Origin of the sequence: Pseudoalteromonas sp. H71 (assembly GCF_001468485.1) — a bacterium.
In the GTDB taxonomy this organism is placed as follows: Bacteria; Pseudomonadota; Gammaproteobacteria; order Enterobacterales; family Alteromonadaceae; genus Pseudoalteromonas.
Genome location: NZ_LODI01000006.1, coordinates 53039 through 78414 on the forward strand (window position 1 = coordinate 53039; position 25376 = coordinate 78414).

At 39.7% G+C, this 25376-nt stretch carries 20 protein-coding genes; 10 read left to right on the plus strand and 10 right to left on the minus strand.

Features of this window, described 5'->3' with window-relative positions; genetic code table 11:
• A partial coding sequence (locus ATS71_RS18820; protein WP_235591414.1) for an aromatic amino acid lyase occupies positions 1-900 on the plus strand: 900 nt, incomplete at its 5' end.
• Positions 901-909: 9 nt separating this feature from the next.
• Here the strand turns inward: ATS71_RS18820 and ATS71_RS05310 are convergent.
• Positions 910-1680 (minus strand): NADP-binding protein, encoded by a 771-nt coding sequence (locus ATS71_RS05310; protein ID WP_058403869.1) that lies wholly within the window; start codon positions 1678-1680, stop codon positions 910-912.
• A gap of 406 nt (positions 1681-2086) precedes the next feature.
• Between ATS71_RS05310 and secA the strand changes: the two genes are divergently transcribed.
• Genes secA through ATS71_RS05325 form a run of 3 tightly spaced genes read left to right on the plus strand, consistent with a single transcriptional unit; the run spans position 2087 to position 6336 of the window.
• Positions 2087-4795 carry a preprotein translocase subunit SecA gene (secA, locus tag ATS71_RS05315; RefSeq protein ID WP_058403870.1) on the plus strand — a complete coding sequence of 903 codons (2709 nt, stop codon included), beginning with the start codon at positions 2087-2089 and terminating at the stop codon, positions 4793-4795.
• Between the two features lie 60 nt (positions 4796-4855).
• Positions 4856-5254, plus strand: coding sequence for an 8-oxo-dGTP diphosphatase MutT (gene mutT / locus ATS71_RS05320; RefSeq protein WP_058403871.1), 399 nt, complete (start codon positions 4856-4858; stop codon positions 5252-5254).
• Between the two features lie 14 nt (positions 5255-5268).
• Positions 5269-6336 (plus strand): phosphotransferase enzyme family protein, encoded by a 1068-nt coding sequence (locus ATS71_RS05325; protein ID WP_058403872.1) that lies wholly within the window; start codon positions 5269-5271, stop codon positions 6334-6336.
• Between the two features lie 78 nt (positions 6337-6414).
• Here ATS71_RS05325 and ATS71_RS05330 read toward each other — a convergent pair whose 3' ends face one another.
• From ATS71_RS05330 to pmbA, 3 genes are all read right to left on the minus strand, one after another.
• Positions 6415-8490, minus strand: a complete 2076-nt coding sequence (locus ATS71_RS05330) for a M13 family metallopeptidase (protein WP_058403873.1) — start codon at positions 8488-8490, stop codon at positions 6415-6417.
• Between the two features lie 242 nt (positions 8491-8732).
• On the minus strand, positions 8733-9212 hold the full coding sequence (locus ATS71_RS05335; RefSeq protein ID WP_058403874.1) for a DUF721 domain-containing protein: 480 nt from the start codon (positions 9210-9212) through the stop codon (positions 8733-8735).
• A gap of 91 nt (positions 9213-9303) precedes the next feature.
• Positions 9304-10653, minus strand: a complete 1350-nt coding sequence (pmbA, locus tag ATS71_RS05340; protein ID WP_058403875.1) for a metalloprotease PmbA — start codon at positions 10651-10653, stop codon at positions 9304-9306.
• Positions 10654-10797: 144 nt separating this feature from the next.
• On the opposite strand from pmbA, the gene yjgA reads away from it, so the two are divergent.
• Together yjgA and hemN are read left to right on the plus strand one after the other, a co-directional pair.
• Complete coding sequence (gene yjgA, locus ATS71_RS05345; protein ID WP_006793069.1) at positions 10798-11331, plus strand: ribosome biogenesis factor YjgA; 534 nt, start codon at positions 10798-10800, stop codon at positions 11329-11331.
• A 114-nt stretch (positions 11332-11445) separates the two neighbouring features.
• A complete protein-coding gene (gene hemN, locus ATS71_RS05350) occupies positions 11446-12819 on the plus strand; it encodes an oxygen-independent coproporphyrinogen III oxidase (RefSeq protein ID WP_058403876.1) in 1374 nt (457 codons plus the stop codon).
• A 234-nt stretch (positions 12820-13053) separates the two neighbouring features.
• On the opposite strand, the gene ATS71_RS05355 is transcribed toward hemN, so the two are convergent.
• From ATS71_RS05355 to ATS71_RS05365, 3 genes are all read right to left on the minus strand, one after another.
• Complete coding sequence (locus ATS71_RS05355) at positions 13054-13569, minus strand: DUF2489 domain-containing protein (protein ID WP_058403877.1); 516 nt, start codon at positions 13567-13569, stop codon at positions 13054-13056.
• A 13-nt stretch (positions 13570-13582) separates the two neighbouring features.
• A complete protein-coding gene (yihI, locus tag ATS71_RS05360; RefSeq protein WP_058403878.1) occupies positions 13583-14176 on the minus strand; it encodes a Der GTPase-activating protein YihI in 594 nt (197 codons plus the stop codon).
• 738 nt (positions 14177-14914) lie between these two features.
• Entirely contained in the window at positions 14915-15547 is a 633-nt protein-coding gene (locus ATS71_RS05365; RefSeq protein WP_058403879.1) for a c-type cytochrome, read from the minus strand.
• Between the two features lie 280 nt (positions 15548-15827).
• Between ATS71_RS05365 and yihA the strand changes: the two genes are divergently transcribed.
• The gene (gene yihA, locus ATS71_RS05370; protein ID WP_058403880.1) at positions 15828-16505 is read left to right on the plus strand and encodes a ribosome biogenesis GTP-binding protein YihA/YsxC; all 678 of its coding nucleotides are present in this window, start codon (positions 15828-15830) and stop codon (positions 16503-16505) included.
• Here the strand turns inward: yihA and ATS71_RS05375 are convergent.
• From ATS71_RS05375 to polA, 3 genes are all read right to left on the minus strand, one after another.
• Positions 16502-17020, minus strand: coding sequence for a DUF1285 domain-containing protein (locus ATS71_RS05375; RefSeq protein ID WP_058403881.1), 519 nt, complete (start codon positions 17018-17020; stop codon positions 16502-16504). The genes yihA and ATS71_RS05375 overlap by 4 nt on opposite strands.
• Positions 17017-17604, minus strand: coding sequence for a YceI family protein (locus tag ATS71_RS05380; RefSeq protein ID WP_058403882.1), 588 nt, complete (start codon positions 17602-17604; stop codon positions 17017-17019). The genes ATS71_RS05375 and ATS71_RS05380 overlap by 4 nt, the downstream gene beginning before the upstream one ends.
• Positions 17605-18112: 508 nt before the next feature.
• Positions 18113-20848 (minus strand): DNA polymerase I, encoded by a 2736-nt coding sequence (polA, locus tag ATS71_RS05385; RefSeq protein WP_058403883.1) that lies wholly within the window; start codon positions 20846-20848, stop codon positions 18113-18115.
• A 523-nt stretch (positions 20849-21371) separates the two neighbouring features.
• On the opposite strand from polA, the gene elbB reads away from it, so the two are divergent.
• From elbB to ATS71_RS05400, 3 genes are all read left to right on the plus strand, one after another.
• A complete protein-coding gene (gene elbB / locus ATS71_RS05390) occupies positions 21372-22019 on the plus strand; it encodes an isoprenoid biosynthesis glyoxalase ElbB (protein WP_058403884.1) in 648 nt (215 codons plus the stop codon).
• A gap of 224 nt (positions 22020-22243) precedes the next feature.
• Positions 22244-22639 carry a c-type cytochrome gene (locus ATS71_RS05395; protein WP_058403885.1) on the plus strand — a complete coding sequence of 132 codons (396 nt, stop codon included), beginning with the start codon at positions 22244-22246 and terminating at the stop codon, positions 22637-22639.
• A gap of 161 nt (positions 22640-22800) precedes the next feature.
• Positions 22801-25365 (plus strand): bifunctional diguanylate cyclase/phosphodiesterase, encoded by a 2565-nt coding sequence (locus ATS71_RS05400; RefSeq protein ID WP_058403886.1) that lies wholly within the window; start codon positions 22801-22803, stop codon positions 25363-25365.
• Positions 25366-25376: the final 11 nt, after the last annotated feature.

Sequence of the window (25376 nt, forward strand, 5' to 3'; positions counted from 1 at the left end):
GCAGAAGATTTATATGCACAAAGCTGTGTAATTGGCGCGGTAAGTATTGAGGCAGCAATGGGCAGCCGCGCACCTTTTGACTCACGTATTCACGAAATTCGTGGACAACGTGGTCAAATAGATACCGCGCAAGTGTTTAGAGATTTACTTGATACTCAATCACAAATTAGCGACTCTCATGTTAACTGTGAAAAAGTACAAGACCCTTATTGCTTGCGCTGCCAACCTCAGGTATTGGGCGCGTGTTTAACACAAATACGTCAAGCAGCAGAAGTATTACTGTGCGAATCAAATGGGGTAACCGACAACCCACTCGTATTTGCCGATGTGGGCGATATTATTTCTGGCGGAAACTTTCACGCTGAGCCTGTCGCCATGGCGGCCGACAACCTCGCTATTGCAATTGCAGAAATTGGCGCTTTAGCAGAGCGCAGAATAGCCCTGCTTATTGATTCTAACTTATCAAAATTACCACCCTTTTTGGTGGAAAATGGTGGAGTAAACTCTGGCTTTATGATTGCTCAAGTGACAGCAGCTGCATTGGCATCTGAAAATAAGTCGCTTGCACATCCCGCGTCTGTAGATAGCTTACCAACATCTGCCAACCAAGAAGATCACGTTTCAATGGCCACGTTCGCTGCGAGGCGATTACAAGAAATGGCCGATAATACACAAGGTGTTTTGGCTATAGAATGGCTTGCATCGGTACAGGGCTTAGAGTTTAGAAAACCGCTAAACCCGTGTGAAAAAGTCTTAAAGGCAAAAAATTTATTACGCGAACACGTAACCTATTACGATAAAGATCGCTATTTTGCCCCCGATATAGAGCAAACTAACGCGCTATTGAGCGAAGGTAAATTGTGCAACTTTATTGAGCGCAACCCTCTACCATCTTATTAAAAACATGCCTTAAATACCGTATTGGTAAGTAAAGCCTAACGCCTCTATAGCTGAGCCAATAACCTTGCGCTCAGCTTTTTCATCACTTGTAAATTTTGGCATTTCACCACCATGCTGCTTACACTTTAACGCATAGTAATCGGCTTTTGTTGGGTGGTCAGGGTTGACTACATTGTAAATATTTTGTCCAACTTGCCAATGTGCTATTACCGCAAAAATAGCATTTATTACATCTTGCTGGTGCACCATATTAATTACTTGCTGACTTGAAGTATTTAGCTCTTTTCCCGCAACAAACTTACCAGGCTCTCTATTTGGGCCAAGTAATCCTGCTAAACGAAGTACCTTACCATTTTGCTCAAGAACCTGCTCTTCAGCCTGATACAACTTTGTTTGCCTTGGGTTGGCGCAAGCAATATCGCTACTTTCACTGTATACACCGGGTTCTTGGTCATAAACCCCTGTAGATGAACACAATACAAATCCTTTTGCATTTAACTTTTTAGACAACGTCAAGGCCGCAGTAAGTGTTTCTGGGTAGTTGCTTTCACTGTGCCTACTTCGTGGTGGAATGGCACACACCCAATACGCTCCCTCTAAATCAAGCTGATGGGTTAGCTGATTATTTTCTACTATAAACTGGCGTTCAAAATTAAACTCCTGCGTATCGGACCGACGAGTGCCTTGCACCTGCCAACCTGCCTGCTGTGCATTCGCACATAGCGCATGACCTAACCAGCCAGCACCCAATACCACTAATTTATTCACTTTATTTTGCATGTTGACACACACCTTCATGTTAAACACATCGTTACTCAATGTTATTATCTGAGCATAAATAGCCAAAGTTCACAAATGTAACGCCCCCCTTGTTTTTAATTTTTTAAGCACCATATATTTACAGCTTGCTACTAATTTTGTAGCAACCAGTCAGTACCACAGCTTTTTTAGAATGCAGATCAAATTTTTCTATTTTATATACAGATCTTTTGGCTGAGGTAGTTTGTTGTTTGGCAGAGTCTGGTATAGTAGCGCACGTAATAAACAGTGCTTTTTGAACGGTTTAATACAAAATTGCTAATTAATATGTACTAAGTGTTACTTAAAAGCACATATTAATTACCAATTGTTAAAAATGGGTTAGCCGATACGCGGCTAACAAAGAATTGATTGTAACGGTTTTATCATGATATCTAATTTATTTACCAAGATTTTTGGTAGTCGCAATGACCGCACTATTAAAAACTTTAGAAAGACGGTCGCGCTAATCAATGCGCTTGAAACGCAGCTAGAAGCGCTTTCTGATGAAGACTTACGCGCTAAAACAGCAGAATTCAGAGAACGTTACGATAACGGACAAAGCCTTGACGATATTCTACCTGAAGCATTTGCAGTAGTTCGTGAAGCATCTAAGCGTGTTAATGGCATGCGCCACTTTGACGTACAGCTACTAGGCGGCATGGTTTTACACGAAGGCCGTATTGCAGAAATGCGCACCGGTGAAGGTAAAACACTCACAGCAACCCTTCCAGCTTATTTAAACGGCTTAACAGGCAAAGGGGTTCACGTTATTACCGTGAATGATTACCTTGCAAAGCGTGATGCTGAAACTAACCGTCCGTTATTTGAATTTTTAGGCCTCACTGTGGGCTGTAATGTTCCTGGCATGATGCCACAACAAAAAAAGCAAGCGTATGCTGCTGACATTACCTACGGTACAAACAACGAGTTTGGTTTTGATTACCTTCGCGACAACATGGCATTTAGTATTGATGAGCGCGTTCAGCGTCCATTATTTTACGCCGTCGTCGATGAAGTAGATTCAATCCTAATTGATGAAGCTCGTACGCCGCTTATTATTTCAGGCCCTGCTGAAGACAGTTCAGAACTATACACTGAAATAAATACCATCGTTCCTTTACTTGAACTACAAGATAAAGAAGACGAGGAAGGTATAGAAGGCGATGGCGACTACACCATTGATGAAAAATCTAAGCAAGTTCACTTAACTGAACGTGGCCAAGTTAAAGTAGAAGAATTACTTAGTGAACGTGGTTTAATTGAAGAAGGCGATTCGCTTTATTCTGCCGCCAGCATCACGTTATTAAGCCATGTTTACGCTGCCCTTCGCGCACACAAATTATATCAAAAAGATGTTGATTACGTTGTTAAAGAAAACGAAGTTATCATCATTGACGAACATACCGGTCGCTCAATGGAAGGTCGTCGTTGGTCTGAAGGTTTACACCAAGCTGTTGAAGCTAAAGAAGGTGTAAAAATTCAAAACGAAAACCAAACATTGGCCTCTATTACATTCCAAAACTATTTCCGTTTGTACGAAACATTAGCGGGTATGACTGGTACGGCCGACACTGAAGCATTTGAATTTCAGTCAATATACGGCTTAGATACCGTTGTTATGCCAACTAATAAGCCAATGATCCGTGATGATCGCGCTGATTTAGTGTACCTAACGCAAGAAGAAAAATACGAAGCTATTTTAGTTGATATCAAAGACTGCCAAGAACGCGGACAGCCTGTACTTGTAGGTACTATATCAATCGAAAGCTCTGAGTACTTATCGCAGTTTTTACGCAAAGAGAAAATTAAGCATAACGTGCTTAATGCTAAATTCCACGCACAAGAAGCCGATATCGTTTCAGATGCTGGCCTACCTGGTACAGTAACTATTGCAACTAACATGGCCGGTCGTGGTACCGATATTGTGCTTGGTGGTAACTGGAATAGCGAAGTTGAAAAACTTGATAACCCAACTGATGAAAAAATTGCTGAAATTAAAGCTGCATGGAAACTTCGTCATGATGCTGTTATTGACGCTGGCGGTTTGCATATTATTGGCACTGAGCGCCATGAATCGCGCCGTATAGATAACCAATTACGTGGTCGTTCTGGTCGTCAAGGTGATGCAGGCTCTAGCCGTTTTTACCTATCGATGGACGATGCGCTAATGCGTATATTTGCCGGCGAGCGCATGACTAACATGATGCGTAAACTAGGCATGCAACGCGGTGAAGCAATTGAACACCCATGGGTTAACCGCGCAATTGAAAACGCACAGCGTAAAGTAGAAGCACGTAACTTTGATGTTCGTAAGCAACTACTTGAGTACGATGACGTAGCAAACGATCAACGTCGTGTTGTTTACTCTCAGCGTAACGAGTTACTTGAAGAAGGTGATATTTCAGAAACTATCACTGCAATTCGTGGTGACGTACTGAGCAATACAATAGATCAATACATTGCTCCACAAAGCCTTGCTGAAATGTGGGATGTACCGGGTCTTGAAGAGCGCTTAAAACAAGATTTCTTAATTGAGCTGCCTATCACTCAATGGTTAGCAGACGACAATAAGCTATACGAAGAAAAGCTTCGTGAGCGTATTGAAGAAGCCGTTGATCAAGCTTACAAGCAAAAAGAGCAGCAGGTTGGTGACTCAGTTCTACGTCAATTCGAAAAAGCAATTATGCTGCAAAGTCTTGATCAACACTGGAAAGATCACCTTGCGGCGATGGATCACTTACGCCAAGGTATTCACTTACGTGGTTACGCACAAAAGAACCCTAAGCAAGAATACAAGCGCGAATCGTTTGAACTGTTCTCTGAAATGCTTGAAAACTTAAAAGTTGATGTAGTGAGTATTTTAAGTAAAGTACAAGTGCGCGCTGAAGAAGATGTTGAAAAAGTAGAAGAGCAACACCGTAAGAGTGAAAATGCACCTCGCGAGTACCAACACGAAGAAGCTGAGCACGTAGGCGGCGAAGCACCTCCAAGTGCTACGGTTATGGCAAGAACAGAGCCAAAAGTTGGCCGCAACGATCCGTGTCCTTGTGGTTCGGGTCAAAAATTCAAGCAATGTTGTGGTAAATTAAAATAACGACGCATTGTAAGTAATTAAAAAGCGGCGCTTGCGTCGCTTTTTTTATGGGATAAAAACATGACAACAAAAATAATAAATGTAGCCGTTGGTGTAATTAAAAAAAATAATGCAATATTTATCTGTAAACGTGCAAACGAGCAGCATCAAGGTGGCTTATGGGAGTTTCCTGGTGGTAAAGTTGAAGCAAGTGAAAGTGTATTTGCAGCGCTAAAACGTGAGTTAATTGAAGAAGTAGGTATTACTATCCACAGCTCTAGCCAACTCATGGTAATTGAACACGATTATGGCGACAAATGCGTGAGACTCGATATCCACGTTGTCAGTAACTTTAGCGGTCAAGCACATGGCGCTGAAGGGCAACCTAGTGAATGGGTAAATATTAGTGAGTTAACTAACTATGACTTCCCCGCAGCTAATGCTGAAATAATTGAAAAACTGCAATCTCGATACGCCTGATTAAGTGAGTTACAATGAATACCACTGTACAAAATACGTTAAGTAAACTGCTAAAACTCAACCCTGAATCAACTCAGTTGAGTACCATAAGTAGCGGCCATATCAACAGCACATGGCTACTAACACATTTTGATCAGCGATTTATTGTGCAAAAACTTAACACCCATGTATTTAAACACCCTGCTCAACTTGTCAGTAACGCACAACTTATTGAGCAACATCTGAATACTAAGCAGCAGCAAAATAACTATCCACTCGATATTGTTAAGCACATCAATACATGCAACAACGAATATTTAACCATGCTTAATGAAGAGCCGTATCGTGTACTTAACTTTATTGAGCACAGTTACAGTGAAGATGTGGTTAAAAATCCAGCGCAAGCACATCAAGCCGCTTTAGCCTTTGGTACTTTTGCAAGCGCCTTACACGACTTTGATACAGCCACACTACATACTGTTATTGATGATTTTCATAATCTGACAATGCGCTTTGAGCAGCTAAATACAGCAATGACGAATAGTAATAAAAGAAGGCTTAACCGCTGTAAAAACGACATAGAATATTGCTTATCGCAGCAGCACTTAGTGAACGAACTTAAAACCATAACTCAACATTTACCCGTTCGCGTTTGCCACAACGACACTAAAATAAATAATATGCTGTACTGCAGTAAAACCCATAAAGCGAAAGCTGTTATTGATTTAGACACCTGCATGCCTGGTTTTTTACTGTATGATTTTGGCGATATGGTACGTACATTTTGCTCTGCAGAAGCAGAGGATTCGACGAATCTTGATAAGGTTATTATTCGAAAAGAGATTTTTGAGGCGCTCGTTAAGGGTTACCTCGCTCCCCTTCAGCCTCTTATGAGTAATACAGAGCAATCAAGCTTGTTGCTTGGTGCTAAAATTATGCCTTTGATGCTTAGCGTGCGTTTTTTAACTGATTACTTAAATAACGATGTGTACTTTAAAACCGCTCATGCAGAGCATAATTTAGAGCGGGCTCAAAACCAACTGGCTTTATATAAAAACATTTTAAGTAATGAAAGCTGGATGTATAAAACCCTCATGCAATAGCAGCAATGTTATTAGTATAAAAAACCAGCAAGCTAAACACTTGCTGGTTTTTACTAAGTTAGCCAAAAAGAATACCAATTACCAAATTTTTACGCGGTCTTCTGGTTTGATATACATTTTGTCGCCTTCTTTTACATCAAACGCTTCGTAAAACTCTGGCATATTAGACAAAATACCAATTACACGGTAATGACTTGGTGAATGCGAGTCGGTCATTAAGCGGTTACGTAATTCTTCATCGCGGTAGTTACGACGCCAAATTTGCGACCACCCCATAAAGAAGCGTTGATCACCAGTGTAACCATCAATAACTGGTGCTTTATTGTCACCTAATGATAGCTGATATGCTTTATACGCGACAGTTAACCCACCTAAATCACCGATATTTTCGCCAAGCGTAAGCTCGCCGTTTACATTCGCATCGTCAAACGGCTTGTACTTGTTAAATTGATCAACTAACGCACCTGAACGCTCTTCAAACTGCTTAAGGTCGCTTTCAGTCCACCAGTTACGCAAGTTACCATCGCCGTCGTATTTAGAACCTTGGTCGTCAAAACCATGGCCAAGCTCGTGCCCAATAACTGCACCAATTGCACCGTAATTGACAGCATCATCGGCTTCTAAGTTAAAAAATGGCGGTTGTAAAATAGCAGCTGGAAATACAATTTCGTTGTTTACCGGGTTGTAGTACGCATTCACCGTTTGTGGTGTCATGTACCATTCAGAGCGATCAACAGGCTGACCAAGCTTGGCAATCATATCTTTATATGCCCATTGACTGTAACGAATGTAGTTACCTACCAGTTCGTCTGAATTAATTTCTAGTTCAGAGTAGTCTTTCCACTTATCAGGGTAACCAATTTTAGGAATAAATTTGTCTAGCTTTTCTTGTGCTGCAATTTTTGTTTCAGGTCCCATCCACTCAAGACCTTCAATTGCAACGCTGTAACCTTTAATTACGTTATCAACCAGCTCTTCCATACGCGCTTTAGCTTCAGGCGGAAAGTTGTCTTTAACGTATACTTTACCTAAAATTTCACCTAGCACACTATTAGAGGCATCAACGGCTTTTTTCCAAAGTGGCGCTTGCTCTTCTACGCCACGTAAAGTGGTGCTATAAAAGTTAAATTTAAGATCAACTAAATCATCATTTAGCAACTGAGCATAGCCACTTACAAAATGAAACTTAAGGTAGTTTTTCCACGTTTCTAAGTCCGTGTTTTGATAAATACTACCCAGCGCTTCAAAATAACTAGGCTGACGCACAATAATATCAGCGGTGTTTACACCTGCATTTTTAAAGAACGCAGCTAAATCAAGCTCACCGGCTAATTTATTCGCCTCGGCTACAGTCATTTTATTATACGACTTAGTTGCATCACGGCTTTGTACACGGCTCCACTGCGCATCAGCAATGGCTTTTTCAAAGGCAAGTACATTTACTGCAGCTTGTGCAGCCTCTTTTACACCCGCTTTAGCCAACACATCAGTCATGTATTGCTCGTAAGAGGCGCGAATTTTAGTAAACTTCTCATCGTCTTTTAAGTAGTAATCGCGATCAGGTAAGCCAAGACCTGATTGCGATAAGTACAATGCGTATTCGCTTGAATTTTTAGCATCGTTGTTAATAAACCAACCAAACGGTAAAGTGCCACCTTGCTGTTGAATAGACGCCATAAGGCCAACTAAGTCAGATTTAGACTCAATGCTATCAATACTATCTAGCGACGGTTGCAGCGGTGTGACACCTAGCTCATTACGGGCATTTTTATTCATATAACTTTTATAAAATGCGCCAATTTTATACTCGTCGCTGCCTTTTTCAGCCGACTTATTGGCCGCTGCGTTTTCAAGCGCCGTTTTCATCGCTTTTTGCGACTCATCGTATAATTGCGAAAAAGACCCATAGTTAGACTTATCACCTGGGATTTCAGTTGTTGCTAACCAAGTTCCATTTACATGATAGTAAAAGTCATCCTGCGGACGAACTGAGCTGTCCATATTAGCCAATTCAATACCTAGCTCTAACGGTTTCTCTGCTGGTGCTGTTGCTGCTTGAGTGTCGGCTACTTGAGTTTCTTGTTGTTTTTCGCCACAACCTACTAAGCCAAGCGCAAGTGCAATACTCGCAGCGGCCATTGTTACTTTATTCATAATTAATCCATTTGTTAGTCAATGTTATAAATTGCTCATACCAACTCCATTAAGCTCTTTAACAAGATAGCAGTCAGCTTTTACTTAATGGAATGGGCATCAACTTACACTTATCATTGAGTGCAATAGCGCTATAATAAACCTGATTTTGAGAACATTGAAATAGAATATGTAACAAAGTATTTTGAATGAGATGAGCACTCTAAATTACCCTATCAATAGCTTAATAAAGCAGTTGGTAATTAGCTCTTATTTTTACCGTGTAAGGCCAAACGTTGTAACTTCTCTTTTAATGAAGGAGGTGCTGAGTCGGCAATCGCATTTAAATAATCGGCTGTTTGTTCGCTCATTTTACGCGAGTTGGTGACGGCGGCTGAAGCTGTTTTGTTTGACGTACTTAATCGCTGAGTGGCCTGAGGATTAGCTGTAATTTTAATTTGCCCCAGTTCAGCCATACCTGCGGCCCTAAAGTGCGATAGCATATCCATTTTTAAATAATTAAGCCTAAGCGCTATCGGGGCCGATACCGCTTCAATCATCAACGTGCCATCGCGATAATTACTTACGCGACATTTATCTCCTAATTTAGGGCCTAAAAAGTCTTTAAGTAAAGTTTGCTGAGTATCGAGAGCTTGGCTTTTACCAGCATAAGCCGACAGACGGTTGTTTAGGCCCGCCATAATATCGGTGAGTGGTTTTGGTGCGTATCTATCTTTAGCCATTAAACATCTCAAATCGTACTTATTCACACACTTAAATTTAGCGGCATTGCAGTAAATATAAGTGTGCCCATAAGTAAGCGTAAATTAGGTATTAAGCACCTGCTATTTGCATTTGCTCAATTAAAACAGAGCCAGTTTGAATACCACCTCTGCGCTCAATATCGCCACCAATAGCAGAAATACCTTTGAACATATCTTTTAAATTGCCGGCAATCGTAATTTCACTAACGGGATGTTGAATCTCTCCGTTTTCAACCCAAAAACCACCAGCACCGCGAGAGTAATCACCTGTTACTGTGTTTACACCTTGCCCCATAAGCTCGGTAACTAACAAGCCGGTACCCATTGTTTTTAACACTGCTTTTAAATCGTTATGCGTTTGTTCTACTAACCAATTATGAATTCCGCCTGCATGACCTGTAGGGGTCATGTTCATTTTACGCGCGGCGTAACTTGCTAATAAATAAGTTTGTAACTCACCACCTTGGATTATTTCACGATCAACCGTTTTAACACCTTCGCTGTCAAACGGTGATGAAGCTAACCCTTTTAACATGTGTGGACGTTCAGCAATATTTACACAATGACTAAATACGTGTGTTCCTAAACTATCGAGTAAAAAGCTCGACTTACGATAAAGTGCGCCACCACCAATCGCTGACACTAAATGGCCAAATAATGAGTTTGCAATATCAGCCCTAAATACAACAGGGACTTTCATTGTTCCTAATTTTTGGCTGTTTAGTTTAGCCAATGTTTCTGATGCAGCTTCAAGCCCGACTGCCGCAGCATCAGTTAAACCTGCTTGATCGCGGGCAACCGTGTATGCTGAATCGCGTTGCATTTGTTCGCCATCTTTACCAATCACCATGGTGCTGATACTGTGACGAGTACGCGGAAAGCCAGCAATTAAACCATGGCTGTTTCCATAAACACGAAGCCCTTGATGCGATGAAAAACTGGCGCCATCAGAATTTACAATGCGTTCATCAGCATTTAAAGCTGCTTGCTCGGCAGTATGGCAAAGCTCAATACCTTGTTCTGGGCTAACATCCCACGGATGGTATAAATCAAGATCTTGTGGATTAAACTCAAGTAGCTCTTTATCGGCAACCCCATTAAATGGATCGTCTGATGTGAACTTTGCAATATCAATGGCCTTTTCTACTACTGTGCGCAATGTTTTAGGATTTAAATCAGCCGTTGAGGCAGAGCCTTTATTATTGCCAACATAAACACTAATGCCCAGGCCACCATCTTGGTTAAACTCAATGGTTTCTACTTCACCCATTCGTGTACTCACCGATAAACCCGACGTGCTAGACATTGCAGCTTCAGCTGCTGTAGCTCCTAATTTTTTAGCATGTTCGAGTACTTCGGCTACCGCATCTTTAACCTGCGATATTTGAGAATAAATTGGATCGTTTTGTTGGCTTTTCATAAATTAAGTCCTGAGCCTTAGAGGCATAATGCATGCATTTCTTATAGTTAAATGCTAACACACTCACTGCACCACATCAGCTAATATTAATCACTAAAAGAATCGCGTATAATGGCGCCAGTTATTTTTATTTAAGAGCACCCCATGGCGAAGAAAAAAGGCAAGCCTGCTGAAATTGAAGAAGAAATTGAATACGTATCAAGAACAGAGCTCAAGCGCGAAGCGCAAGAGTTTCATCAGTTAGGTTCTGAAATTGCCAAAATGGGTAAAAAGCAGCGTGAGCGCCTACCATTAAATGACGATTTAAAAGAAGCAATGGTTGTTGCTGATAAAATTAGCAACAAAAGTGATGCATACCGCCGTCACTTAAATTACATCGCAAAAACGCTTCGCACAGTAGAAAACATTGAAGATATAAAAGCTATTATCGATGTAATGCTTAATAAAAATAACCAAGCTGAAGTATTGGTTAAAAAAATAGAGCAACTGCGCTCAGACTTAATAGAACAAGGCGACAGCCTGATAAACGAAACTATTGAGCAGTTCCCTTCGCTAGATCGTCAAAAAATGCGTCAATTAGTGCGCAATGCTGCAAAAGAAGTAAAAGCTGAAAAGCCAGGTAAAGGCTATAAAGAGCTTTTTCAGTATTTAAAAGATGCGCATACTGTCACGTATTAAAGTGTAATACGTTGTGATTGAAAGGTGCTTTGGCACCTTTTTTGTTATAGATCAACATCCCCCCTCAGTTACTTTTTTATAATCACGGCTCTACTTAAAACTCAGGTGTGCGTGATGATAAAACTTCCTCAATGGGACCAAGCTCTCATTAATAAATACAATGTATCTGGTCCGCGGTATACATCCTATCCTACCGCTTTATCTCTGAGTGAAGGATACGATAAACACGATTTAATCAGCGCCGTAGAGTCATCTCAATCTCGTTCGCTTTCTTTATATATCCATATTCCATTTTGTAGTCAGCTTTGTTACTACTGTGGTTGTAATAAAATTATTACTCGCCACCAATCAAAAGCCGATACTTATATAGACTTTTTAGCAAAAGAAATTGCCGCACACGCACCTTTATTTAAGCACTACAGCGTTGAGCAACTGCATTTAGGTGGAGGTACCCCGACTTTTTTAACACCCCAACAAATGAAGCGCTTAATTACGCTACTTGAACAGCATTTTAACTTTACCAGCACAACTGAGCGCGGTATTGAAGTCGACCCACGCTCGCTTGCTGAAAATATGCTGGTTGATTTAAGAATGCTTGGCTTTAACCGAGTGTCGTTTGGGATTCAAGACTTTAATGACGACGTGCAGCTTGCAGTTAATCGTCCTCAACATGCAGATACCGTTAAACAGTTAATTACTCAGGCACGTGAATTGGGCTTTAAATCAATTAACGCCGATATGATTTACGGCTTACCACTGCAAACACCCGACAGCTTTAAACAAACAATAGAGCAACTCATCGAGCTTAGCCCTGATCGTGTGTCGGTATTTAATTATGCTCACTTACCAGAGCGATTTGCCGCACAACGCAAAATTAAAGAGCATGACTTACCAGATGCGCACGATAAGCTAACTATGTTTAAAAATACCTTAGAGCAGATGACAAAAGCGGGTTATCAGTTTATTGGTATGGATCACTTCGCGAAAGTAGACAACGAACTGGCTGTCGCACAAAATAAAGGCAAATTGCATCGAAATTTTCAAGGTTATACCACACATGGTAATTGTGATTTATTAGGGTTAGGTGCATCGTCTATTTCACAAATTGGCACGGCTATTTTGCAAAATAAAAAAGAGCTGAAGCATTACTACCATAGTATTGAAACGCAAAGCGGCTGCGCACTTAGTAAAGGCATGCATTTAATTCATGATGATGTTATTCGAGCTGATGCTATTAAGCAGCTTATTTGTCAGTTTGAGCTAAATATAGATGAGTTTGCTAACAAGTATCATATTGAGTTTGATAGCTACTTTGCAGGCGCATTGACTTCACTTAAACCACTTATAGACGATAAAATGGTGATTATTGAAAACAACCACATACGTGTCACACCAAGGGGGAACTTATTTATTCGTATCATTTGCATGTGCTTTGATGCTCACTTACAAAATCAAATCAACGCAACGCGTTTTTCCAGGGTGATTTAATCCACTCATCAAATAATACCAATTCGCTTAATTAAGCGATCTATTTTGAGGCTGGAAAAACGTGTTGATAGCTAGGCAAAAAACTCGCTATTTAGTTGTTATAAATAAGAATTATTTACCGCATTTAACGACACGTTTAGCCCCGTAAAATGATTAAGTATTATTGCGGATTGGTATAATATGGGCACAAAAAAAGCATACCTAGGTATGCTTTTTTATGTTTTTTACGCTACTTTAATTAAATACCACGTTTTCACTACCTGGGGCAGCTTTGAACTCAGAAATAATTTTAACGCAATCGGCCTTAATCTCATCACTGTAGCTTTCCTCTGCACGCCAGCGCGCAGTGTCTTGCTTAAAAATTTCTTTTTTAGAATATTTTTTACGTGCGTCGTGTGTCGGCATTTCTTTTACCACTTGGTACATTTTATAAATACCAGGATACTGTGTGGTTAAATCTCGTTCGTCTTCAAAACCGTATTGCGACATAAGCACCCAAACGCGCAAACATCCCTCTGAAAACTCACACTGCTCTTCATTCATTGCACGTGCGATTAAATGAATACTGTCGGCAAGCTTAGCATTTCGCTTTAAACGAGACGCTGCAAGCTTTTGCTTTTGCTCAGCTTGTGTTTTAGCTATTAACTTTTTTTGCGCACTTAACTTATATAACAACTGACCCGCATAAAATGCCAAACCAGCTATAATGATAGCGCCTAAACATAAAGCCACGATAACTGCAGTACTCATTAAATACCCTTAATTACTTATCTTCGTCTTCATCATCGTCTAACCATTCACTGGCAAGATCATTTGATAAATACTGGTCGAAGTCTGAATTGCTCTCTTCGCCAAAAGCATCTTCATCATCAAACTCATCTTCGTCTTCAAGGCCTAATAACTTACATAGAACCTGATGACGAGCAATGCGGCTATTGAAGTACTTCGCATCTTTACCAGTCAGCATCTCACCGCCTTCATGACGCTCCACTAACTTGAGTAAACGCACATCATTTTCAAGCTCTTCAAGCTCTTGCTCTGGCGAAAGCTCTGGTTGAATAACTTTCTTAAGTTCAACAGCTGGTTTTAAGTTACGTTTCATTTCTACTTTTGGTTCAGCAGCAACAGGCACTAAAGACACCGGCTTTTTACTACCAATGCGCTTATCTCTTGAACTTGAATGCGATGCTTGGCTTTGTTCTTCAAGCAAATCTGGCGCATTACGCGAACCGGGCTTAGCACCTTTGGTTTTTTTAACACGCTGCTCTTTTAACGCACGCATTTCTTTAAGCTTATCTTGGCTTAAGCGAACAGGTCCATTTGATGGGATTTTACGTGACTTTTTCTTTCTACTCATATCTTGATCATCTCACTTAAGAGGTTTTGAGCGAGGCGCAAATTAATAGGCATCGCAATGCTGGCAAAGCCAGAAGAATTCAGTTTGCGCTTAAGAGGTTGGGCTACTCTTTAAAATTACGCACTAGCAAATTGCTAAACGGTGGGTATTGTAACAGGACAAATAAAAAGGCGGTAGAGAAAACATCTCTACCGCCTACTAATCTGAGCGCCATTGAATGGACACTTCTCCCTTCGACTTTTTAGTCTTTGTTATTTTTATTATTATCAGTCCGTATTGTTATTATTTTTACGTTCCTTGTTTCATTCCATTTTGTTTTTATTATTAAACTTCCATGAGTTATTTTATTATTTTCGGTCATCCTGACTCTTTTGTAGTATTTCCTTTAGTAGCACTATCATTGTGCTATGTAGTCGTGCCGCGCTACTGTCCTTATAGCTGTTTCCATTTTTTTATTGTTTTTTGCGACAGGTGTTAATTTACTCGTTAATAATTTTGTTACAACTGGTTTATATCTTTTTTCTTACATTGCACCTATGTTCAAATAAAAGCCTATATAAATAACAATAACTTAACAAAAAAAAGACGTTTAAAATAAGACTTTTACCATACATTGGCATGGTCAATGTCTCACAAAGTAAAAGACAATATCGCCAATTTCAGACATAAAAAAAGCAACCGAGGCTGCTTTTTTCATATTACACTGTAGTTGGTATCTAAATTTAGATAAATACGACTTTAGTGTAAACCACCTAAGTACTTAGAAAGCACTTCAATGTCTTTGTCTGTTAGCTTTTTAGCTATGTCACCCATCATACCGTTAAGGTCATTATTACGAGTACCATTACGAAACTTTTCAAGCTGAGACTTGATGTACTCTGGGTGCTGAAAAGATACTTTTGGAAACTTAGCTAACGATGAACCGTTACCACGAGGACCATGACATGAAGCACATGAAGGAATTCCTCGCTCTGCATCACCCGCTTTGTAAAGCATTGCGCCTACTTCAACGACGTCTTTAGGTGTTGAACCCTCTGACATGTTTAATGACGAAAAATAAGCTGACAGATCTTTCATGTCTTGTTCGCTTAATGGCATTGCCATTGCGCTCATAACAGGATCCATACGGCCTTCTTTTCCGCCTGAAGTCATACCTAGTTTAAATTCCTGCAATTGCTTGAGGATATAATCTGGGTGTTGGCCTGCAATTTTAGGGTAAATATTAACCGGCGCATTGCCGTCTGGGCCGTGACATGCCGCACACGTTGCTGATTTTTGTTTACCTGCGTTTACATCGCCATCAAATGCTGTTGCGTTGCTTGCTGACAACGCACCAAGCAGTATTGTTAAAGATAGTGCTATTTTTTTCATGGTGAATTCTCTGTTCCCGACCCTGTATCATCTACAATCATGATGTTGCAATACACATATTCTACACGATAATAAATTCTCTGGCACGTTTTCTACACATATTAAGCTTATAATTTACAGGGTTTTGACTAAGGTGAAGCTTTAATATGCTTTAAATGTACCACAGCCAGTGCTTTTAGGTACTCAAATACGCTTTTTAATACATACTTTATAGTATAAAATACGCACCCTAAGTAAATTTGGTTTACTTAACGTTACTTTTAAAGTTTTAGGAGAGCCTGTGCTCAAATCTCGTATCAAATATAATACTGCGTCTTTCGTTACAAGCGCTCCAGACATCACTAAATTACCTGCTGATACGGGAATTGAAGTTGCGTTTGCGGGTCGTTCTAATGCAGGTAAATCAAGTGCGCTAAATGCATTAACCGATCAAAAATTAGCACGTACAAGTAAAACCCCTGGCCGAACTCAATTAATTAATACGTTTGAGTTAGCCGACGTTGACAACATGCGGTTAATAGATTTACCCGGTTACGGCTTTGCTAAAGTACCAATTGAAATGAAAAAAAAGTGGCAAAAGTCACTAGGTGAATATCTTCAAAAGCGCCAAAGCTTAAAAGGGATTGTTGTTTTAATGGATATTCGTCATCCGTTAAAAGATTTAGACCGAGACTTAATTAACTGGGCAATAGGCAGTGAGATTCCTGTATTAGCCTTATTAACTAAAGCAGACAAACTAAAACAAGGTGCGCGCAAAGCCCAAGTACTTCAGGTACGACGTGAACTAAGCGCACTTGATGGCGATATTACTGTTCATGCTTTTTCGTCCTTAAAAGGCACTGGATTACCAGAAGTTGCGAAAAAACTAGACGAGTGGTTTTTAGGACCCGTGATCGCAGTACCGCCAGCAGACAAAGCATCTGACGAAAGTAGTTCAGACACCCGTACTGCAAGCTAAGTTAAGTAAAACGCCTCACCCGAAGATCGAATAAAATAGCCGAGCTCATCAGACTTGGCTTTTTCAGCCCACTGATAAAATACACTTCTTGAAATGCGTGCACTACAGCCAAAAGGTAAAATTAAATAAGGCACTTTAGCGCCTTTATAACTTTTTACCTGCAGAGGCTGCTGCTGACTAACAACCCACTGCCTGGCTAAATTATCAATACAACATAATGCCTCGCCTTCAGATGTCTGTTCTAAAAACCAGTCAACAATAATAAATGGCGCATCTACTACTGTAATTTTAATTTTTTCGATAGGTGTTTTTAAATAAAAATATTCATCTTCTTTGCACAACACAGAAGCAAACAACTTAACCATAGGCGCCCTTGTTATTTTACTACCACCGTAAAACCACTCACCTTGGTCGTTAATAACTATTGGCAACTCACCACAATGCGAGGGTTGCCAGCTATCAAAGGGCTTACTCTGCTCACTTAACTGTTTACTGAGCTCATTAAGCGAAATCACTGTTTTTTAAGTGTTAATGCAAATGTAACGGGGATAGCGGTTGCAATAGAAGGTAACCCAGCAAGTTCTTGTAATTGTTTAACCCCCTCTGTCACACCAAAGTCGCCACTATTTATAATAACTGGCGTAAATGAAGCCAGCGTCAAATCACCACTTTTGTTGCTATTTACGAGCACATCAATTACGAGTGATTTTTTGTTGCCATGAAAATCAAGCTCAGCACTAATTCCTTTTAGCACGTAACTGCCCGGTTTTTTAATTGTTGATAACGACTGTTTCAAATTAGCTGTTAGTACGGCTTCTGGAAAAGTATTTACTTCAAATAACAGGCTTGTAAGCCGTTGATTACGGATAGGTATAAACGTCTCTGCCGATGCTAAATCTATATGAATATTAAACTCACCCTCGTCGCTAAGCTTTCCTTCGATCGCAGTGAAGTGATGAGCTTCAGCAATGGTGTCTTTTTTTATAGAAACAAAGCTTATCTGGCTTTTATCGTTGTCTAACTGCCAATTGGCACAGGTAAAATTAGACATAAATAAACTTGATAACGAAAGGCCTGTAATAGCTAACGCTTTAAACATAACGCACTCCTTTAAATATATAAATCAAGAGAAATCTCATTGGATACTATCATTTAGAAATAGCTTAAACCATACTAAAACATGAGATTACAATATCGCAATTAATACCCGATATAACTACGACATTTGAGCATAAGAATGATCACATTAGAATGAAGCAAGAAAACTGAAAAGCGCATGATAAAAAACGGCCTAATAAAAGGTTATTAGGCCGATATAGCAAACTGGGGAGTTGCTAACAATTTGTTGCATCTTTACAGACGCATCATCAACAGGATGTCCCACAGAGTAGGACGGGCGGGACTTTAACAAAAGCACGCATAAAAATACAATCATATTCTGCATTAATAGTTAGAATTGACGAACATGTAACCATTTAGCATAAATAATTACCTATTTTAACCTATTTTTAACTAAATTCTGTTTATAAAAAATTGAAGAATAAGTTACTCATATTTTTAATACACATAAAAAAAGCGCCTATCGGCGCTTTTATTGTTTATAGAATTTAGTGGGCTTGTTCCCAATTTTCACCTTCGTCAGCCTCTACTATTAGCGGTACATCGAGTGAAGCAGCTTGTGACATTAGCTCACAAATTTTTGCAGTATAAGTCTCTGCACAATCAGTTTTGATTTCAAATACCAATTCATCATGCACTTGCATGAGTAACTTAACAGTATTTGGAGATTGCTCATACACCCACTTATTAACACTTAACATGGCCTTTTTAATTATATCAGCAGCGGTGCCTTGCATTGGCGCATTAATAGCTGCGCGCTCTGCGCCTTTACGACGGGCTCCGTTACGCGCATTTATTTCAGGTAAATGTAGTCGGCGTCCAAATATTGTTTCAACATAACCATTTTCTGCTGCTTTTTCGCGTGTTGTTTCCATGTACTCTAATACGCCAGGAAAACGTTCAAAGTATTTATCAATATAATGTTGAGCTTCATGGCGTGGAACATCTAACTGACGGGCTAAACCAAAAGCCGACATACCATAAATAAGACCAAAGTTTACGGCTTTTGCTTTACGGCGCATATCTGTTGTTACGTCATCTAAATCAACACCAAACACTTCTGCGGCGGTCGCACTATGAACATCTAGGCCATTCGCAAAAGCATTAAGTAAACCTTTATCTTGTGAAAGATGCGCCATTATACGCAGTTCAATTTGGCTATAATCTGCTGCAACTATCTTATACCCATCGGCTGCAATAAAGGCTTCTCGAATACGGCGACCTTCTTCTGAACGAATTGGAATATTTTGCAGGTTAGGATCGGTAGAACTTAAACGCCCTGTTGCTGTTACAGCCTGATGATATGACGTATGCACACGTTGCGTTCTCTCATTAACCATAAGGGGTAGTTTATCGGTATATGTTGATTTAAGTTTTGATAAACCACGGTGCTCAATAATCACTTTAGGTAACGGATAATCATGAGCGAGCTCTTGAAGTACTTCTTCAGCTGTTGAAGGTGCACCTTTAGGCGTTTTTTTAATTATTGGCAGCTCTAGTTTTTCAAACAATAATACTTGTAACTGTTTTGGTGAACTCAAATTGAAAGGTTCACCTGCAATTTCAAACGCCTCTTTTTCAAGTTCAATTAAGCGCTCACCTAAGCGTTGGCTATGCGCGCCAAGCATGTTGCTATCAATCGCAACCCCTGTTCGCTCAATATCTGAAATGACGCTTACCAATGGCATTTCAATATCTTCAAATACTGATTTAAGCTTTTCATCCGCCTCAATTTTAGGCCATAGCACTTCGTGTAAGCGAAGTGTTATGTCTGCATCTTCAGCTGCATAAGGCGCTGCTTTTTCGAGTTCAATTTGATTAAATGTTAGCTGCTTTTTACCCTTGCCTGCAATATCTTCAAAGCTAATATTTTTATGGCCTAGGTATTTTAGTGCTAACGAATCCATATCATGACGCGTACCTACGCTGTTAAAAACATAAGACTCAAGCATAGTGTCAAATTTAATACCATTAAGTTCATAGCCAGCATTGGCTAATACGCTTTTGTCGTATTTAAGATTCTGTCCTACTTTTGCTTTATTAGGGTCAGCTAAAATTGGTCCAAGCTTTTGCATCACAAATTCAAGGCTTAGTTGTTCTGGCGCATCAGGATAATCGTGCGCGACCGGTAAATATGCCGCCTCGCCTGCTTTAACGCTAAAGCTCATGCCTACTAGTTGAGCTTGCATGTAATCGAGGCTAGTTGTTTCTGTATCAAATGCAAAAAGCTCAGCGCTATTGAGCTGCTCTATTAGCGTATTAAACTGCGCCTCTGTTAGAATAGTCTCGTAATGAGCCTCTTCAACTTTTGGTAATTCTGTCTCATCAGATGGAACCGCTAAATGAGTTTGTGCATCACTTGGGTTATCTAGCAGCTCAGCTAACCAACGACGAAATTCGCATTCACCATATAACGCAATTAACTCGTCTTTATTTGGCTCTTGTAATTTAAACGTATCAAGATCTGATTCAACCTCAACGTCACACTTAATGGTCGCCAACTCATAACTTAAAGGTAAATGATCTAATGCATTTGCTAATTTTTCACCAATTTTGCCTTTAATTTCGCCTGCGTTATCCATTACACCTTGCAGAGATCCATATTTTTGCAACCATTTTACGGCTGTTTTGGGGCCACAGCCTTCAACGCCTGGAATGTTATCAACTTTATCGCCCATAAGAGCCAGGTAATCAATGATCAGTTCAGGACCAACACCAAACTTTTCAACCACAGTGTCAGGATCTGAAATACTGTCAGTCATGGTATTAATAAGTGTCACATGCTCATTCACAAGCTGAGCCATATCTTTATCACCGGTCGAAACCAGTACATGGCGTTTTTGTTCAGATGCAATTCGCGCAAAGGTCCCAATGACATCGTCGGCTTCAACCCCTTCAATACTAATAAGCGGAAAACCCATTGCTTTAATAATACTGTGAATAGGTGCTATTTGCGTGCGTAAATCATCAGGCATAGGAGGACGATTAGCCTTGTATTCGCTGTACATGTCATTACGGAATGTTTTACCTTTCGCGTCAAACACAACCACCATATGCGAAGGATCATATTGTCTGATCAGGCTTTTAAGCATATTAATAACGCCATAAATAGCGCCCGTAGCCTCACCCTTAGAATTAGTTAGATGCGGAGGAGAATGATAAGCACGGAATAAATACGACGAACCATCAACTAAAATAAGTGGGTTTTCGGGGATCTGAGCCATGGTGAAATTGGATCCTAAATGCTAAAAATTATGATAATTGTAAGCATGCCACAAGGGTTAAAATAAAACGACTATCAATTAATGCTAGGTATTTTATTTAAGTAAGAGCAAGCTGTGGATAAGTATGTAGATAACAGACACAAACAATCCTTCCAAAGCATATTTAAACGCCTAGAAAAATAATTAACTATATGTTTTAATTTAAAAAAGATAATACGAAGTTCTTTTTTTATTATTTTTAAACCAATGTGGAAAAAGGTTTTTTATGGCTGCTGATGCCATCACCTACTTTAGTTATTCTCGTCCATTTAAATAACCGGAGGAGTATTCTAGCATAATGGATCGAAGATCATAGCGATCCTTTATACTTTTTTTTATTGGTGTTAATTGTGAAATGGCATATACCGCATTGCAACTTACTTCGCGGATAATTTTCACACAAAAATTAATTTAAAGAGACAATTTAACTCGTGTTAAAATTCAAACTATAGGCTGAATAAATTTAATCAAGGAGCACAAAAGCATGAAAAAAGTAGCAGTGTTATTAGCTGGAAATGGTGTTTACGATGGTGCTGAAATTAATGAAGCTATTTTAACGCTTTTACACATAGCTAAAAACGGCGCAACCTACCAGTGTTTTGCTCCAGATGTAGAGCAACTTCACACTATTAATCACCTAACGGGTGAGGAAATGAGTGAAAAACGCAACGTATTAGTTGAGGCCGCACGTATTGCCCGAGGCGATATAAAAGCGCTTAACCACCTCAATATTGATGAGTTTGATGCGTTAATAGTTCCAGGTGGTTTTGGCGCTGCAAAAAACTTGTGTGACTTTGCTGTAAAAGGTGCGCAAGCGACTATTAATAGTGACGTATTAAACGCGTGTAAAAAATTCGCTACTGCTAATAAACCAGCTGGCTATATGTGTATTGCGCCTGCGTTAATTCCATTTATTTACGATAATGCAAAGCTCACTATTGGCAATGATAATGACACGGCTGCCGCACTCACTTCGCTTGGCGCAACACATTTAAACTGTGACGTTGATGACGTTGTGATTGACCAGCACAATAAAATTGTGACTACACCTGCTTATATGCTTGCTCAATCAATTATTGAAGCCGATGCCGGGATCGCTAAGCTCGTTAATCGCGTATTAGAAATAAACTGACTATAGTCGTGATGGGCATTTACTTACTATTTGAACAAGCTCAATGGGTAATAAAATTGCGCTAAGCCACTGGTATTTATTGAGCTAACGCAAAAAGTAGTCAGTTTTTAGTAATAAAAATACCTCTTAGCATTTTATAAATTGCCTCAGAGAGTTATAATCGGCGTAATTTCCGTCATCTATATCGTGATTGATCACGTTCAAATCGAAGTGAGCAAGGCAAAATGAAAAAATTAACAGCATTAGCATTATTAGTGTTAGCAACTACAGCATACGCACAGCCATATGATAACTCTATGACTGAAGATGCAATCAAAAAACGTCTCGCACCCGTTGGTGCTGTATACCTTGAAGGTGATAAAGCTGCAGTAGCTGCTGCGCCTACAGGGCCTCGTTCTGGCGAGCAAGTTTATCAGGCTGCGTGCTTTGCATGTCATGGTACAGGAGCTTTAGGAGCACCTAAATCTGCAGACGATTGGGCACCGCGTATTGCCAAAGGCAAAGATACACTACTTGAGCATGCTATTAACGGCTTTAATGCAATGCCTGCTAAAGGCACATGTATGGATTGTTCTGACGATGAAATAAGCGCAGCAATCGATTTCATGACAGCAAAATAATTATCCGTTGTACATAAAAAAAGGCTTAACTTGTTAAGCCTTTTTTTATACCTAAAATACGGCTTTAACCATTATTTTTATTGGAATATCAGCTTGACGCTAAGCACTAAAAGTGAAAGTATAAGCCTAATAACTATACAATAATAATATCGGTTACATCATTGGAAGATAAACTCCCTGCATTGAGTAAATTAGCGTACCAAAATAAACGCCTCAAAACGCTACTCGAAAAGTACAAGCAATCACACCATTTGCAAAATGCGCTTATCCAATTATCTGAGCGCGCGAGCACCGTTGCAGAGCTAACCTTATTATATCCCGCTATACACGATATTTTACAAAAGTATGTGCCTAGTAAAAGCTTTTATGTTGTTTTACAAAACCAACAATGCCAATCGTTAGAGCTTTCTTATTTTTCAGACGAAAAAGATGGCATTGCAGTACCACTAAATCACTCTAATAGCTTTGATGAAGGCGCCACCGGTTACGTTTTTAAAGAAGGTAAAACCACTTACTTTACAAAACAACAAATGCAAGACGCAGCCGCTGATGGTTTATTCAAAGCTTTAGGGACACCCGCTGAGCATTGGGTGGGGGTACCTGTGTACCAAGAAAAAAATATTATTGGTGTGTTAGCCGCGCAAAGCTATGATGTAAATCAAAGTTATAACTCTCAGCAAATACAACTTCTTGAAGTTATGTCGCTTTATTTAGCGACGGCAATAGAGCGTGTAAAAAAACGTGAGTATTTAGAGTCAGAAGTAAAAATTCGTACACGCGCACTCACTCAAAGTAACGATGCTCTTAATCTTGAAGTTGCCAATCGCAAACGTGCACTTCAACGTCAGCAAATTTTATTTAAAGTATCTGAAATTGCTACCCAAGCTAAAAACCTTGATGACGCTTACGTTAAAATACATGACATAATAAAAACAATTACCTACGCAGAAAACCTCTATATTGCTTTATATGATAGAGACTCAGGTTGGATAACATTCCCTTACTGTGTTGACGAATACAAAGAAAACACTGAGCCCCGTCAGTTTGCCAAAGGCTACAGCGAATTAGTAATAAGTACAGAAGAAACGCAGCTTATAAATCCTGATAAGGCACAAGCGCTATTAAACAGTGGCGTAGTACAACGTTCAGCCCCCGTTCCTAACAAACAAAAAGCCACAAGCTGGCTAGGCGCACCTTTAAAAACATCGCAGGGTGTTATTGGTCTTATTGTGTGCCAGGCATATAATAATAAGCATATTTTCAGTCAAGACGATAACGAATTAATTACCTTTGTATCGCACCAAATAGCGGCTGTTTTGCAAACTAAACTAGCTAATCAGGCCATTGCAAAAAGCCATCAAGAGCTTGAGTTTAGAGTAAACGAAAAAACAAAAGAACTGCAACAAACCAATATGCATTTGCAAATGCAAATTGAAGAACGTAAAAAAATAGAGCAACAGCTTTATCACGACGCCCATCACGACTCGTTAACAAGCTTGCCAAACCGCAGTTTATTTTTAACTCAGTTAGAAAAAACACTTCAGCACTTTCAACGTTTCCCAGACCGCCACTTTGCTGTGCTATTTATCGACTTGGATAAGTTTAAAGATATTAACGACCAACTCGGCCATCAGGCTGGCGATCAGTTCTTAATTAATGTGAGTGAACTTTTTTCACAATGTATTCGTGAGCACGATTTATTAGCCCGTTTGGGTGGAGATGAATTCGTTATTTTACTAACGCATTTAACCGAACCACAACAAGCCGAAGATGTGGCTAATCGCATTATCGATTTAATGAAAAAGCCTTTTAATATTAAAGGTACTTTACTGCAAAGCGGTGCGAGCATTGGTATAAATTACTCTAAACAAAGCTATAAACACACAGATGAAATTATTCGTGATGCCGATGCCGCAATGTACCATGCAAAAAATTCAGGGAAAAATCGTTACGAGTTATTTCATCCGCTACTCACTCAATCGATTGCTGATGTAGGGCAAAAAGCATTGCATCATCTTGATGTAATGCCGATGAGTTTTAGAAGCTCAGAAATTATTACTTTAAATGAGCAACAACAATCTGAATCGCTATTTGAAGCATTTGGTGAACACCCTATTTTAGGGTTTACCAGTTTTGAGGTTTTGAAAAAATTTGCCACCGACAAAGAGCAGCACCTCAAAGTCGAGTTACAACTGCTAGAGTGTGCTTATGCGCAGGCCATAAACGCCAATGTGGCAATGGCACTAGTACCCTGCTCTGCCTTATTACTCGAAAAACACGAATTTACTTTATTTATTGATGTATTAAACAAACAACGTGGCCCAAGCCAGCTTTGTTTACTTTTTGATGAGCAAGAGATTCGCCATGCATGTGCTACCCAGCTAGAAAACCTTAAGCAATTATCGTTGTTAGGGTACTCAGTCGGCCTAAATAATTTTGCTAAAGACAGATGTGAACTGAATTTATTAACCGATGTTAACTTTGACTATCTACTACTTAGCTCCACCTTCAGTAAACGTATACTGCAGCAAGAAAGCTACGATCTGCAACTGCAAGGTGTGCTTCCTATCACTAAGCTCAAAAAAATAAAGGTAATAGCGAAAGGGCCTTCTATACTTAATTTTAGAGCTTTATTAGATAAACATGGTTTGTCATTTTTTGTTGGTAAACAACACACATTAGCTTGCCCTGAGTCACAGCCAGAACACGTCAGTCAATCAGTTTAAGCCCAGCTTTG